This window comes from Flavobacterium sp. 1 (assembly GCF_002797935.1).
GTDB lineage: Bacteria > Bacteroidota > Bacteroidia > Flavobacteriales > Flavobacteriaceae > Flavobacterium.
Map to the genome: position 1 here is coordinate 600,259 of NZ_PGER01000001.1, position 14,735 is coordinate 614,993.

The 14,735-nt window shown below is 32.4% G+C and carries 18 protein-coding genes; 4 read left to right on the forward strand and 14 right to left on the reverse strand.

Annotated elements, in window-relative coordinates; genetic code table 11:
• Positions 1–38 precede the first annotated feature (38 nt).
• From tpiA to CLU83_RS02650, 4 genes are all read right to left on the reverse strand, one after another.
• Complete coding sequence (gene tpiA, locus CLU83_RS02635) at positions 39–791, reverse strand: triose-phosphate isomerase (protein WP_100430182.1); 753 nt, start codon at positions 789–791, stop codon at positions 39–41.
• A 48-nt stretch (positions 792–839) separates the two neighbouring features.
• Positions 840–1,343, reverse strand: coding sequence for a TlpA disulfide reductase family protein (locus CLU83_RS02640; protein ID WP_100430183.1), 504 nt, complete (start codon positions 1,341–1,343; stop codon positions 840–842).
• Between the two features lie 216 nt (positions 1,344–1,559).
• The gene (locus CLU83_RS02645; RefSeq protein WP_100430184.1) at positions 1,560–2,660 is read right to left on the reverse strand and encodes a BT_3928 family protein; all 1,101 of its coding nucleotides are present in this window, start codon (positions 2,658–2,660) and stop codon (positions 1,560–1,562) included.
• Positions 2,661–2,707: 47 nt separating this feature from the next.
• Complete coding sequence (locus CLU83_RS02650; protein WP_100430185.1) at positions 2,708–3,247, reverse strand: DUF1599 domain-containing protein; 540 nt, start codon at positions 3,245–3,247, stop codon at positions 2,708–2,710.
• 161 nt (positions 3,248–3,408) lie between these two features.
• Here CLU83_RS02650 and folP point away from each other — a divergent pair, with 161 nt between their 5' ends.
• Positions 3,409–4,224 (forward strand): dihydropteroate synthase, encoded by an 816-nt coding sequence (folP, locus tag CLU83_RS02655; RefSeq protein ID WP_232726948.1) that lies wholly within the window; start codon positions 3,409–3,411, stop codon positions 4,222–4,224.
• A gap of 2 nt (positions 4,225–4,226) precedes the next feature.
• Positions 4,227–4,847 (forward strand): hypothetical protein, encoded by a 621-nt coding sequence (locus tag CLU83_RS02660; protein ID WP_100430186.1) that lies wholly within the window; start codon positions 4,227–4,229, stop codon positions 4,845–4,847.
• A gap of 56 nt (positions 4,848–4,903) precedes the next feature.
• Here the strand turns inward: CLU83_RS02660 and CLU83_RS02665 are convergent, their stop codons facing one another.
• Positions 4,904–5,371, reverse strand: coding sequence for a CHRD domain-containing protein (locus tag CLU83_RS02665; protein WP_100430187.1), 468 nt, complete (start codon positions 5,369–5,371; stop codon positions 4,904–4,906).
• Between the two features lie 229 nt (positions 5,372–5,600).
• On the reverse strand, positions 5,601–6,074 hold the full coding sequence (gene rlmH / locus CLU83_RS02670) for a 23S rRNA (pseudouridine(1915)-N(3))-methyltransferase RlmH (RefSeq protein ID WP_100430188.1): 474 nt from the start codon (positions 6,072–6,074) through the stop codon (positions 5,601–5,603).
• A 443-nt stretch (positions 6,075–6,517) separates the two neighbouring features.
• On the opposite strand from rlmH, the gene CLU83_RS02675 reads away from it, so the two are divergent.
• On the forward strand, positions 6,518–7,372 hold the full coding sequence (locus tag CLU83_RS02675) for a sulfite exporter TauE/SafE family protein (protein ID WP_232726949.1): 855 nt from the start codon (positions 6,518–6,520) through the stop codon (positions 7,370–7,372).
• A gap of 174 nt (positions 7,373–7,546) precedes the next feature.
• Here CLU83_RS02675 and CLU83_RS02680 read toward each other — a convergent pair whose 3' ends face one another.
• The 7 genes from CLU83_RS02680 to CLU83_RS02705 all read right to left on the reverse strand — a co-directional run bounded on the left by CLU83_RS02680 (position 7,547) and on the right by CLU83_RS02705 (position 11,625).
• Entirely contained in the window at positions 7,547–8,002 is a 456-nt protein-coding gene (locus tag CLU83_RS02680; RefSeq protein WP_100430189.1) for a GNAT family N-acetyltransferase, read from the reverse strand.
• Entirely contained in the window at positions 7,996–8,709 is a 714-nt protein-coding gene (locus CLU83_RS02685; protein WP_100430190.1) for a DUF4386 domain-containing protein, read from the reverse strand. Before CLU83_RS02685 ends, CLU83_RS02680 begins: the two co-directional genes overlap by 7 nt.
• Positions 8,710–8,959: 250 nt before the next feature.
• The gene (locus CLU83_RS02690) at positions 8,960–9,496 is read right to left on the reverse strand and encodes a hypothetical protein (RefSeq protein WP_100430191.1); all 537 of its coding nucleotides are present in this window, start codon (positions 9,494–9,496) and stop codon (positions 8,960–8,962) included.
• A 107-nt stretch (positions 9,497–9,603) separates the two neighbouring features.
• Positions 9,604–9,744 (reverse strand): hypothetical protein, encoded by a 141-nt coding sequence (locus CLU83_RS22000; protein ID WP_157801973.1) that lies wholly within the window; start codon positions 9,742–9,744, stop codon positions 9,604–9,606.
• Complete coding sequence (locus CLU83_RS02695) at positions 9,735–10,235, reverse strand: hypothetical protein (protein WP_157801974.1); 501 nt, start codon at positions 10,233–10,235, stop codon at positions 9,735–9,737. Before CLU83_RS02695 ends, CLU83_RS22000 begins: the two co-directional genes overlap by 10 nt.
• A gap of 191 nt (positions 10,236–10,426) precedes the next feature.
• Entirely contained in the window at positions 10,427–10,891 is a 465-nt protein-coding gene (locus CLU83_RS02700; protein ID WP_198512234.1) for a hypothetical protein, read from the reverse strand.
• Between the two features lie 164 nt (positions 10,892–11,055).
• Positions 11,056–11,625 (reverse strand): hypothetical protein, encoded by a 570-nt coding sequence (locus CLU83_RS02705; RefSeq protein WP_100430194.1) that lies wholly within the window; start codon positions 11,623–11,625, stop codon positions 11,056–11,058.
• A 261-nt stretch (positions 11,626–11,886) separates the two neighbouring features.
• On the opposite strand from CLU83_RS02705, the gene CLU83_RS02710 reads away from it, so the two are divergent.
• Complete coding sequence (locus CLU83_RS02710) at positions 11,887–12,888, forward strand: IS110 family transposase (RefSeq protein WP_100430195.1); 1,002 nt, start codon at positions 11,887–11,889, stop codon at positions 12,886–12,888.
• 252 nt (positions 12,889–13,140) lie between these two features.
• Here CLU83_RS02710 and CLU83_RS02715 read toward each other — a convergent pair whose 3' ends face one another.
• Entirely contained in the window at positions 13,141–14,727 is a 1,587-nt protein-coding gene (locus CLU83_RS02715; RefSeq protein WP_100430196.1) for an ATP-dependent endonuclease, read from the reverse strand.
• Positions 14,728–14,735 lie beyond the last annotated feature (8 nt).

A 14,735-nucleotide genomic window follows, 5' to 3' on the forward strand; every position in this document is an offset into this window, starting at 1 on the left:
ACTATTTTGCACTGCTTTAGGGTATTTAGGATTGTTTTTTAGATTGACGTTACAATTGTAATGAAATCTTTTGCATTCAGAGCAGCTCCGCCAATAAGACCACCGTCTACGTCTGGTTTAGAGAAGATTTCTTTAGCATTATCTGGTTTCACACTGCCTCCGTAAAGGATAGTTACATCTTCGGCGATGTCGCTTCCAAAGGCTTTGCGAACAGTTTCTCTGATGAATTCATGCATGTCCTGCGCTTGTTCCGGCGAAGCAGTTTCTCCAGTTCCAATAGCCCAAACCGGCTCATAAGCCAATACGATTTTTTCCCAGTCTTTAGTTTCAATATGAAATAAGCCGTCTTTCAATTGGTTTTCAACGATATTGAAATGGTTTCCAGACTGACGGTCTTTTAATTCTTCTCCGAAACAGAAAATTACTGTCAAATCATGTTTCAAAGCTGTATTTACTTTGCTTGCGATAATAGCATCAGTTTCGTGAAAAATCGCTCTGCGTTCAGAGTGACCCAAAATCACGGTGTTAACACCTATGCTTTTAATCATATCTGCAGATATTTCGCCTGTAAAAGCACCGCTTTCTGCTTGGTGTAAATTTTGCGCAGCAACTGCTATATTGGAGTGTGTTAAATTATCTACTGCTGAAGCTAAGTTTATAAACGTTGGTGCAACAATTACTTGTGCGGCAGTCTCAGCTGGAATTTGCGTTAATAATTCGTTTAATAATTCTTTTGTTTGTGCAGCATTTTTATGCATTTTCCAGTTTCCTGCAACAATCTTCTTTCTCATTTTTCTAGTATTTATGGTTTTGTGTAATATAATTTGTTCTGCAGTTTCTTATTGCAGTTTTTTTAGAGTTTCATTAATTTGTGCAAAGTCAGTTTCTATTGCTCTGTAAACACCGATTTTTCCGGTTTTGTCAATGATGATGTATCTTGGAATCCAATCTAAGTCTATTGCAGTTCCAAATGCTCCCTTCATACCATCGTTTGCCATAAAATGCAATCCTTTTAATTCGTGTTTTTCGATGCCTTGCTTCCATTTATCAGCGGTTTTATCCATAGAAAGAAATACATAGGAAACGTTTGGATTGCTGGATTGAAGTTCTTTTAGTTTTGGCATCGCTTTTACACAATCACCGCACCAAGAAGCCCAAACTTCTATTACAGTAGTTTTCCCCTTTTGTGCTTTTAAAATATCTTGAAATTTAATCTGATTTCCGTCTGAAGTTAATAAGGTTTCAGAAAGTGCTTTTTCAGAAAATTTTGTTTTCTGAACTTTTTGTGCTTGAGTGCAGGAAAAAGTTACAAAAGCAATAATTAAAAGAGCAATTTTTTTCATTTAAATTAAGTTTTTGCAAAGTTAACCAAAGAATTGTAAATTAAGTAGGCAGATTTTATAATTTTATGATAAAAAACTTCAAAAAAGCTTACAATATCGTTATAGTTAATACTTTTTCTCTCTGCATGATTTTAATTTATAACGTCAAGACCAAAAAAAAACCTTGCAGGAAAATGATATTTCTGCAAGGCTTATTTTGTATTGAAAAATAGAAATTTAGAATACTAAATCTTCGGTGTCGTTATAATGGACTTTTTGTTTTACGGTTCCTTTTTCAAGAATAACAAAACTTGGATTGGCTCTTTCGATTGTTTTTAAAGGAATAGCATCACAGAAATAAAAATCAAAAGTGATTCCATATTGTTTTTTGATTTTTGCAATTTCTTCTGGAGGTGAAGCTGTCATTCCAATTACTTTGTATCCTTTTGCAGCAGCTTTTTTATTGATAAGCTCTGCTTTAGAAAGTCCGTCAGTATTGGCTAGAGCCAAATCATAGGCGACAATCATTAATAATTTAGGTTCCTGCAGAAGCTCTTCCTTATAATCAGATCCGTCTTTTTCCATTACAAAATCATGGATAGGAGGAACGTAGCCTTCGGTGATTACCTTGTCTTTTCGGTCTACAAAAGTGGCACCGGCAGGGATATTTGCCAAATCTTTCTCTGTAAATTCTTTGTCAACACCGTTTACTTTGTAAATGAAAATCATTTCGACTACCGATTTTGGTGCGCCTTCTGGAATTTCCATTCCTTTCTGGATATTATTACCCACTTTGTATGCGCGAAAATCTTTTAGAGGCAGGTGATTTATGACCCAGTAGCCCATAAATCCGCATAAAATAACGGATAGTATAGCAAGACTATTTTGGATTTTATTACTGAATAAAGGTTTTACTAATTTCATATTGATAAATAAAACCAATATAAAAACTAATAAAATGACATCTTTTGTAAACGATTGCCAAGGTGTAAGATGTAATGCATCGCCAAAACAGCCGCAATCTTTTACCACATCAAAGTAAGCAGAATAAAAAGTCAGGAAAGTGAATTTAATAATCAAAAGCAATAACAGCCAGATCGTTAATTTTGATTTGAAACCAATGAGCAGCATTACGCCCAAAACCACTTCTAAGATTACTATAAATAAGGCTATAGTCAATGAAAACGGTACAAAAAACGGCATGTTGAAAACTGGTTCACTAAAGTATTCAGCAAGTTTGTAGGAGAAACCAATCGGGTCATTTAGTTTTATTAATCCTGAGATTATGAACAAGACTCCAACAAAAATTCGGGAGAATTGGGTGATGATGTTTTTCATTTTTGGGTTTGTTTTATCGTTTGGGGGCTTTTATAAAATATAATGAATTATTTTTTCTTCATCAAAATCAAGGCAAAAATTGAATAATTAATCATATCCTGATAATTTGCATCAATTCCTTCAGATACTATCGTTTTTCCTTTATTGTCTTCAATTTGTTTAACCCGCAGTAATTTTTGCAAAATTAGATCGGTTAATGAACTTATGCGCATTTCGCGCCAGGCTTCTCCGTAATCGTGGTTTTTGTTTTCCATCAATTCTTTGGTCAAAGCTACTTTGGCATCATACAATTGGGTTGCTCTTTCAGTTTCTAAGTCAGGCTGATCGACCACGCCCAATTCTAATTGAATCAAGGCCATAATAGAATAATTGATAATACCAATGAATTCACCAGTTTCATCTTCGTCTACTTTTCGAATTTCATTTTCTTGTAAACTTCTTATTCTTTGTGCTTTTATAAAAATTTGATCAGTTAGTGACGGAAGTCTCAAAATGCGCCAAGCACTGCCGTAATCTTTCATTTTATTGATAAAAAGTGTGCGACAAATGGCAATCACCTTGTCATATTCTTGTGAAGTATTCTTCATTATTGATGTATATTTGTATAAAATTGCTTCAAAAATAAGAAAAATAAAGTTTAAAAAATTAAAGGTTTAAGGGTTTAAAAGTTTAAGAGTTTAAAAATTTAAACAATTTTAAACAATTTTAAACTTTTTTGAGTTGCTTTAAACTAAAAAAAAACATATAAATGAATTGTAAAGGACAACTCATCGATTTATCTGCACCAAAAGTAATGGGGATTTTGAATATTACGCCCAATTCTTTTTTTGACGGAGGAAAATATAAAAATGAAAGTGAACTTTTGGAAAGGGTTCAAAAAATGCTCAATGAAGGAGCTGCTTTTATTGATGTTGGAGCATATTCAAGCAAACCGAATGCCGAGTTCGTTTCGGAGGAAGAGGAAATATCGAGAATTGTTCCTGTCGTGAATCTGCTTCAAAAACATTTTCCGGAGATTATATTGTCAATTGATACTTTTCGTGCTGAAGTTGCAAGGATTTGTATTGAAAACGGCGCTGCAATAATCAATGATATTTCGGCTGGAAAATTAGATGAGAAAATGCTGGAAACCATTGCGAAATATCAGGTTCCCTATATCATGATGCACATGAAAGGAACACCGAAAACGATGCAGACTTTTACTCAGTATGATGATATTGTCAAAGAGATGCTGTTCTATTTTTCGGAACGAATTGCTGTTGCGAGAACTCATGGAATAAATGACATAATTGTGGATCCAGGCTTTGGCTTTGCTAAAACATTGGAACAAAATTATACCGTAATGAAAAAAATGGAATTGTTTCAAATGCTTGAATTACCTTTACTGGTTGGAATTTCTAGAAAATCTATGATTTATAAAACATTGGAAACAAACGCCGAATCGGCATTAAACGGAACAACTTTCCTGAATACAATCGCTTTGACCAAAGGAGCAAAAATACTTCGTGTTCATGATGTGAAAGAAGCAGTTGAGTGTGTTACTTTATTTAATAAATTGAATTAAAGATGAAATATTTGTTTGGAATTGTATTGTTGTTTTGTTTTTCCTGCGGTAATAAAGAAGATATCTTATTGCCAAAAGCTGATAAGACTATTGTAAAAGAAGTTGTGGATTTGTCTCCTATTTACATTTTTTTTAGAGTAAACGGAAAAGATACTTTGGCAGAAGTAAACAGAAAAAACAGCATTAGCACAACCAATTGGATATTGAATATTGATAAGCGTTTGCCATTGTGGCTGGTCATTCCTGAAGTGATAAAACTGCAGGAGAAAAGGCGGGGAGACAGCGCTCATAAAAATGAAGCAGCCGAAAATTATTTTTCGTATGCAGATTCGATTGGCAAAAATCTAGCTTTTATGCCTTTTACGAAAGTGAATTATAAAATGGAGAAGCCAGCAGGGACAGTAATTTTTTTCAATAAAAAAAATGAAATTTTATTGGAGGATCAGCATATCACAAAAGAAAAATTGGGAGAGTTAATAAACGCAGCTCTTCCAGACGATACAGTGAAAAAGTTTTTGTTTAGGTTTGATAAAAACTTAGATTTTGGGAGTTATATTCAAGATAAAATTTTTATTGAAACTTTAGAAAAAAAAATAGAAACTAATGAAGAGTTCATTTATTGATTTTCTCAAAATAAAGCCTTCCAAATCGGAAGGCTTTATTTTGAGAAAAATTGAAGTCAATAACCTCCGCCTCCACCGCCTCCAGAGGAACCGATTTTGATAAGTGTTCCGCTTATTTCTCCTCCAGGAAAAGCCGTAGTATGTAAGTTTACATAATAATGATTAGCCATAAGTTCTGTAATTTGAGCATCATTTATGGAAAAAGACAAGATTATTGGAGAGGTTGAAACATTTGCATCAGGAAAAGGAAATACTATCGCGCCGTCGGCACCATGTATATGACCGTGTGTTGGCGTTATTCCTGTAAAGGTTACGGTAATTTCAAATGTTTTGGCTGTCTGGTTAAACTTTAGCGCTGCGTTGCCATAAGCCATTGAACCGGTGCCAGCTACAGGTGTTAAGCTAGCTGTAAAATCTACAATGACAGGAGTTGGAGTTGGAGAGGGATTGTCATCACTATTGGAACAAGAAACTCCAATAAAAAACAAAAATAAAACTGCTGTAAAACCAAGTAAAGATTTCATAATTTTATATTTTTTAGGGTTAAAAAAAGGTTAAAAAAACATAATTATTAAATTTTTGTAAGATTTAATAAGAATACAACAAATTTAATATTTTATTTTTAATTAGGTGATTTTTTTTGTATATAAATTCCTGATTATTAATGCTGTAGTAGTCTTTTGTGGTGGTTTTAAATTTGAATCCTGAAATTTCAATCGAGTATTGGCAAAGACGTATTAATAAAATTGAATTCTATTGATGATGATAAGGCTCATTTCTTAAAATAGTGAACCCTCTATACAATTGTTCGATAAAAAATAAACGTACCATCTGATGTGAAAAAGTCATTAGTGAAAGCGATATTTTACCATTTGCTTTGGCATAAACCGTTTCCGAAAAACCATAAGGACCACCAATTACAAATACTAATGTTTTAACACCCGAGTTCATTTTCTTTTGCAATTCAGATGAAAAAGCAACGCTCGAAAAAGTCTTTCCGTTTTCGTCTAATAAAATGAGCTGATCCGTGGGAGTTATTTTAGATAAAATAAGTTCCCCTTCTTTTTCTTTCTGCTGACTCTCAGATAAGTTTTTTACGTTTTTAATGTCTGGTATAATTTCCAAATCAAATTTGATATAAAAAGACAAGCGCTTGGTATAATCATCAATTAAGGTTTGCAGTGATTTATTGTCGGTTTTTCCGATTGCGATAAGCTTTATATTCATTTGGATTATTTTCAAAGCGCAAAGTTACAAAAAAGCGATTTGTATTTGAAATATCCAGATTGCTTCACATAAATTGAATTGATGGCTTCTTGTTCTTTTTTCTTCATCATAAAAGAAGATATATCTTATGTTTTAAAACATTATTTTACTCCTTTTTGAATTTCAGTCATAAGATTTGATTCTATTTGTATAGGAAAATACATTGATATTTATTTTTAAATGAACTTATTTTAATTTTTTTATAAATTCCATATAATCTATTAAGTCCATAGAGTAATTATTAAATTAACAGAAATAATTATCTAAATGAATGAATTTCTATGGTTTTAGTCGAATTTGAAATGATTTTGCTAATGGATTGCTGTTATGAGTGGCTGGTAGTTAATTTAAAGAAGCCTTTTTTTTGATTAAAGCAGTGAATTTGAAAGATTGAAGATGATATTATGAAGTGGCATAATGCCTATAATAAAGTAGATTTCTCTACTTTTGCAAAAAAAAAAATCATAGACTCTTTTATGGATTTACAAGCAGGTTTAATTGTTGCAGGATTATTAGTTGGTTTTATTGTTGGTATGACAGGAGTTGGAGGAGGATCTTTAATGACTCCTATTTTATTGTGGTTTGGCATTCCGCCATCTACAGCAGTTGGAACTGATTTATTGTACGCAGCGATTACTAAATCTGGAGGTGTTTTAGTGCATAATAAAAAAAAGAATATCAATTGGACAATAACAGGCTGGCTTTCGCTTGGAAGTGTGCCTGCTGCTTTATTAACTTTATGGATTCTTCATACTTTAAACGCCGATACAACAGCTTTAAATAATGTTATAAAGTATAGTTTAGGCTGGGCATTAGTTTTTACTTCAGTTGCAATTCTGTTCAAAAAGAAGCTGTTGGTTTTATCTCAAAAACATGCCGGCGATAAATTTCATAGTGAAAGCAAAACCCAAAATTTATTGACGGTTGCGATTGGTGTTATGCTGGGAGCAACAGTGACGCTTACCTCAATTGGTGCTGGAGCACTAGGAACAGTAACCTTATTTTTCTTATACCCGCTTTTGCCAACACCTCGTTTGGTTGGTACCGAAATTGCTCACGCAGTCCCATTAACGCTTGTTGCAGGATTAGGACACGCATCGATGGGAAATATAGATTTGACAATTTTAGGACAATTATTGTTAGGATCACTTCCTGGAATTTACATTGGCAGTATGCTAAGCGGGAAGCTTCCAGATTTGTTGCTTAGAAATGCAATTGCTATAATGCTGTTTTTTGTTGGATTTAAGCTGATTAGTTGATAATTATTTTTTTTTGAAGCAGAAAGATTTGGCTTCTTTGCAGGCATTGGTCCCGCTATCCGTTGCAATCTTTGTGGACTGAACCCCAGCCCACAAAGGATTTTCACTTCTATCGGGGATAGAGAGAAATATCGTGCTTTCCTGTAATTATTTAGAATCGCAATTGTATTTATCTTAAATTATCAAATGTTTTTTTAGACAAACACTGGTTTCAATATTTTCATATTGATCATAATTGGGTATTATTTCATAACCGGATTTTCGGTATAAGGCAATGGCGACCGGATTATTTTTTCCTGTTTCTAAAACACAATTTGTATAATGGAATTCAGTTGCCCAAGTTTCCAATGCGGTCAAAATTGTACTGGCAATTCCTTTGCTTCTAAAATCAGGATGAACAAACATCCTTTTTATTTCAACGGTATCGGAATCAAATTCCTTGAAAGCACCGCAGCCAATAGCTAAGGTATCCTGATAGATAACGACAACGTGTTTGATTTTTTCGAGCGTATTATGCTGACCATAAAAATTATGATCTTCACCATCTCTTATTGCTAAATCTTGATCCAGTAAAACGACTAATTCTTGAAAATCTTTGTTTTCGGTTGTTGTTCTTTTTATGTTTAGCATGTTTGATTATTATTTGGCAGGTTTAATTTTGAAGTGTCTATACCTTTTAGAATTAACCACAAACACAGCGATAATTCTCCAATAAAAATAGGAATAGCAAGATAAATAAACAATGGATTTGCAAAGCCTTTTGATAGAAACATGGCAAAACTATTTATAAGATATCCAAAACCCGAAATGGCGAGTAGTATTCCAAGAAATTTGGGAAGCATTTTCGAATTGTAAATTACATAAGCAACTATCAAACAATAAAAACCAAAAAACACCAATCCGATAGCATATCCTTGTGCTTGTATATTTAGCGACAATAAGGAAAGTGTCGCAAGCTGATTTGGCTGAAACGTATTAAGGTAAGTCTCGTTACTTAAATATAATAAAGGGTTTATTTGATTTAAAAGATTGACCGCTATTATAGCTGTTTGAATAATTACTAAAGCTAGAGCAATTTGAAATAAAAGTTTATTTACTCTCTTGAACAAAAAATACAGTATCAATACACAAGGTATTCCTATTACAAAATTAAAAAGATCAGCTACAAATCCCCAACGATAAAGCATTTCATTTGCTTGAATGTTTTGAGCAGTTGCTACCGCATCATTTGAAACTCTTAATGCTTGTCTAACAAAGACCTCAGAAAATAAACCTGTTGCTATTACAATTAAATAACAAAAGCCTGCTATGCGTGCTAAATTTTTATCTGAAATCATGTCTATGAAGGTAAGTTTATGTGTTACTATTTTCAATTAGGCGTAAAATTTCAAATTTGTTACATCATTGTAAAAACCAAATGTTTTGGATTTTACAATGAATAAATTTGTGTTTCAGGATTAGTTTTTTTATGAAGGGATTAGAATTATTATTCATAATTTACCAAATCTTCCTAAATACAAAACCAACTTTTCATTAAGCCAATTGCCCAAATCCGTTGTAGCCGTTATGTGACAGTTATTTACTTGTTTAGTTGAATAATTCCTTATCAATCCGGTCGCCCCAACCGCCATTTTCGAAAAACTTTGTGATAGTAAATTTATTCAAATCTGGCATTGTATTGATTTCTTTTTGAGCAAACTTATATACCACCATTGTTGATTTTAATGTGTTTTCACTGTATTTTCCTGTTGCTCCATATAAGTCTGTTGTACCAATGTCAATTACTAAGTTTATTAAATAAATTAATTTATCGTCAGCTTTCAAATAAAACTCTTTTAGACTTTCAAATTCAGATTCTGTTAGAGATTTATAATTTTCAGCAATATTTTTTGGATGAGTATCTAAAATACATTCAGGTGTTAAGTCTGAAATCTTTTTATTCCATTCCGATAGATTTTTGCTTGCGGTGAATTCCCATAAAGTATTTATTAATCTATTAGTCCAAACATTGCTTATTTTATTCTCAATCAAATATTCTTCTAAACATTTAATACCAAAAGCGATTCTTCCATTGATTGAAATTTTTTTAAAATGTCTTTCTATTTTATTTCTAAACAGTTTCATAATAATGTGTTCTAACTTTCAGCTTTTCACCTTTTGTATTCCATCCAAATCTTCAATCTGAAATTCTTATTTTAAATGTTGTCTTTAGCTCGATTTTATTCGTAGCGTCACATAACGTTCCAGCGGTACAAGCAGTTTGGGACTAAATTAAGCCTGTTTTCGGATTTCCCAAATACAAAACCAACTTTCCATTCGGTCAATTGCTCAAATCCGTTGTAGCTGTTGTGAGCTGTTTTTTTTACTTCCATAATTTCTCAGCCTCTTTTTTTGTCAATGCTTTTATTATATTTTTTGAGAATTCAACTCTTACAAGTGGAAATTTAATTTGATTTTCACCCGTCAAAATCAATTGTTTATTTAAAATTCGACTAATTTCATTCATAAAACTCAAGACCTTCTCATAATCCTCAATAGAGTTTATTTCTTTTGGTTCAATATCGAATTCAATTTCATTAACATTGAAAAAATGAGTATTTATAATTATGCAGTCAATTACTATTGAAACAGTTTTTAATTCCATTTTTCCGGTATCGTCCGTCAATAATTGAATTAAATAATCCTTATCAATTCTATTTACAATTTTATTGTCGTGAGACGGTCCATATTTTACAATATGGTTTGCATTTAAATAATCTATTAGAATTTTCCAATCTTCAATATCTACATTTTCTACATAAATATCTCGAAGTGTCCCATCAGATTCAAAAATCCATTTTATTTCTTCCCAATTATTTGCCATTCTTGATTTGGATTTTCGGAGTTCTTTTAACCGCATTTTCTGATAAACTAGCACACTACATTCTGGTACGACAGTGGGTTTGGGCTTAAATTAAGCCTATTTTCGGATTTGCCAAATATTTCCAAATACAAACCCAACTTTCCACTAAGTTAATTGCCCGAATCCGTTGTAGTTGTTATCGGCAGTTTTGCTTACACGATTTCGGCTTCTCCAATTTGCATTGGTCCTTCGTGAATAAACCATTTACGTCCTTTATTTAAATATTCTTCTATAGGCTGAGTAACGTGAAAATTTACAGTTACAACTTTTTCTTCGCCTGGCTCAATGGTTTCATAATTGTCAAAGATGATTTCACCCATATATGCATAAAGTTTTTCATCGATTCTGTATTCAAAAACATGATTTGGTCTGTAACCACTATTAATTCCTGTTTTTCTGCCACCATCAAATGTTGATTTCAACCTCAGTTTGGCTTTTATAGAAATTTTTTGCGCTTGATTTTCAAATTGTAAATCTTGAATACTTGTCAAAGTATATTTGTTGTAAGCAAATAAATCAAACACTTTTGAAACACCAGTTTTAATCCACCTTTTATAAATGAGTTTTCCATTCATGTATAGATAAAGCTCATCGCCTTTTATTTCCTTGTGAAGCATAATGTTGATTTAAATTGCTAGTAATGTCAGTCTGAGAAAAAACTACTTCAAATATAGTAAGTATTCTGAGTTTGGATTTGCCAAATTATCTCAAATGCAAAACCAAGTTTCCATTAAGCTACTGCCCAAATCCGTTGCAATACCAGAATGTTATACACGTTTTTTTATTTCTTATATACATTGACTTCACTACTTGTTGCTGTAATAAAGTAATCTCCATTATATGAGAAACCATAAGCTTTTAATTCGTAATCATGGTAGATTCTGAAACAGTCTTTAGCGTCATTTTCTTTATAAAGACTTTTGCAATGAGGTTGAAAAATCAAATCAATAATTGGCCATTGTGTTGCCATAAATTGAATCGAATCACCATACTTATTTAAAAAAGGAAGTCCTCCACCATGAATCCCGCCGACTAATATTTTTTCATCGGATAGTTTACCAATTCCCATTGTCCACAATTCGTACATGTCCATCCATTCCCAACTATCATCATAATCTCTTTCAATTAATTCAAATTTAGAGCAATCTATTACACCTCTTCCTTGACTCGATACAACTAAAAGCATTTCTGGGAATTTTTTGGAAAAACCAACGTTACTTAATCCACCAATTGCGAATGTTTCTTTTTCCCATCCAGTTGGTGTTTCTATTTTTTTAGTTTGATCGACTAACTTTTGAAGTCTTAATCTGTTTTCATCATCGGGATTACTTTTTTTACTAAAAAGATTCATTTGAATTTTGTTGTTTTAAAATGGTGTATCGTCCTGGTACTACCTTTAGATTTGCATAATAAATTATTCGTAAATTTAAATTAACAACCAAACTGACAAAGTACACCATTGGTACTACAAAGTTTTTAGACTTATCCGCTGATTAGGACTTTGTCAGTTTATATTGAACAAGCATCAAATAGTAATTCAGGTTTTAAGGCCTATTATCAAGGTTACGAGTGTGTTCAATAATTTGGTTGCTAATGCTTAAAATCTTTTCTTATGAGTAAATTTAAACATTTTTTAGGTATCGATGTGTCAAAAGAATATTTTGATGCCGTAGTAATTTTGGATAGAAATAAAGAAAAATCAATTCACAGCCAGTTTGTAAATGATTACAAAGGAATCAAGTCCCTTTGCAAATGGCTCAAGGAACAAGGTTCCACGTTTGAAAACACGCTTGTTTGTTTAGAACACACAGGAATGTACGGCAAGTTAATAATCAAATGTCTAATGATTGAAAAGTTCTCACTTTGGGTCGAAATGTCACTGAAAATTATTCGCAGCATTGGGGTTCAAAGAGGCAAAAACGACAAAGTTGATGCCCAAAGAATTGCTTTTTATGCCATGAAAAATGTGGAGGAAGCAGTTATTTTTAATGCTCCCAGAATGGAAATCAACAAAATGAGAAATCTTTTGTCCCTGCGGGAAAAATTAGTTGCAACAAAAGCTTCTTTGTTGCGAAATGTAAAAGAACTCAAAGCCTTTGATTTGGAAGTAGCCAGACTTTCTGAAAAACTACAGAAAAGCACCATCAAGGGAATTGATTTGGATCTAAAAAACATTGAAAAACAATTGGACAAAACAATAAATGACGATGAAAATATTTCTAGAATTTTCACTCTTGTCACATCTGTTATTGGCATCGGAAAAGTAACGGCTTTGTTTTTGATTTGTTTTACAAACGAATTTACAATGTATACAACTCCTCGCCAACTGGCTTGTTATGCAGGTGTTGTACCTTTTGAACATACCTCGGGGAAAAGTATTCGCTCAAAACCAAAAGTCCATTATGTGGCTAACAAAAAATTAAAAAAACAGCTTCATATGTGTGCCTTGTCAGCAATTACCAGTGATCCTGAATTAAAAAATTATTTTAATCGAAAGGTGGAAGAAGGTAAAAACAAGATGCTTATCATAAACAATGTTAGGAACAAACTTGTACATAGAGTATGTGCATGCATAAGAGAAAACAAAATGTTTGAAAAAAGACAAGTAGCGTAAAAAAAACATTAAATAAAATTTCTTTTGAAAGGAAAGAGAAAAAAATGCTCTTCCCCTTCGCAAGACTTTTTTGTTTTTCCTAAATCAAAGTTATTAATTATTCGCAAAAAATAGATGGCTTTTTTACGAATTTTTATTTGGTAATACCATAGTAATCAGCGGGTTTGGGACTAAATTAAACCCTATTTACGGATTTGCCAAATTTCTCAAATACAAAACCAATTTTTCATTAAGCTTAGGCAGTCAATATATCTAGTCGCTTAATCTTGAAAAATGGGTTACGACAGAAAGTAGAAATTCTGTTAAATCAACTTCAAGTTGAGTGTATTCTGGAGTCATTTCGAAAGCTTGCCAACATAGCAATCGAGCGTAAGATCTGTCAACCGCTAAACCTAAATTTACCATTTCTTGAAATAAGGCATGGTGATCGGAGTTTACTAGTGCAGTATATAATTGTGGGTTAGGATGTACGTTTAAATATGCACTAACTAAAAATTTTTCTGGAGCTGTATATGGATATAAAAAGAATGTGAATTCATCAGGATTTTGATGATACAATGAATAATGCGGATGGCTAACGTGATCACCATCAAAAATACAACAAAATCCTGTTTTTAATCTCATTGAGCGATAATTTCGTTTATGTCTCAAATAATCGTTTTTTACTTGATCGATTGGCCCTGAAATAATAATATTTACAAGCTTATCAAAATGCTTCTTGGTTTGGTTAATCTTGATAAGAAAATTTTTGATGATGAATTCTGCTTCTGTATCTTCACAATAAAGGTAGACAAGTGGGTATGCTTGTGAATCCATTTTTGAAAATGCGGCATTAACTGAAATCGATGAAATTACTTCGAAATCACCATTTATTTTTTTGTCAATGAATTTTCTAGATTTCTGGGGGAATGAAGATAGTAACGTTGGTGAATGAGTGGTAATAACGAACTGTTTTTTGTGATGCCATGATATGTATTGAATAATATCCGCAAGCCTTCTTTGTACATTTGGATGAATTCCTGCTTCAAGTTCATCGATCATAACTAACGAGTCATTAGGAGTTTCGAAAATATCTACTAAAATATTAATCAAAGATTCTTCACCTGAAGCGGCATTAAAACTTGAATATGGCTCACTTACTGCTGGAGGTACAGCTATCGGACTCAACAAATAGGCAGTTTTATTAATATGTGAGCCAATTCTGTGAATCTCAACAGCGGGTACATTTTCGAAAATATAATTGAAAGCCTGCTCTATCTCTTCATGTAATCTAGTACGGCCTGCAATATTTATTTTTGACTTTAAACTATTTGAGAAATTTCTAGCAGGTAATAATCTATCTAAATCTATAAGGCGAACTTGTTTATCTCTAATTTTAGCATTTATACGATTTACATCATTGCTCGCTTTTCCTAAACCAGTCCATGATTGGCTTGCTGCTGCTCTTCGACCTGTGCCTTGTCTATTGTCGTTTCCAACTCTCCAATGTAAAGTATAGGAATAGCTTCTCGTAGCAGATTCAAGTGAAGTAAATGTAAACACATCCCTCCATAGATGCCGACGTAAAGTTGTTATAGGTTTTGTAGAATCATATTTTTGAAAATTTTCGTGGCTACATGCAATTATTAAAAGTAAACTAGTTTTTCCAATTTTATTTGTACCACTGATTACGGTTATGGGATGATTAAATGTCAAATCCAAGTTATGTATATGCCTAAAATCATTTACAATAATTTGACTAAGAAAAAAACGATAGCTGTTAGCAGCGTTTCCAAATGTTGTAGGATCATAATTTTCTACACTCCTTTTAGCATTTTCCAAATTTTGTAATTGTAGCATATTTTAGA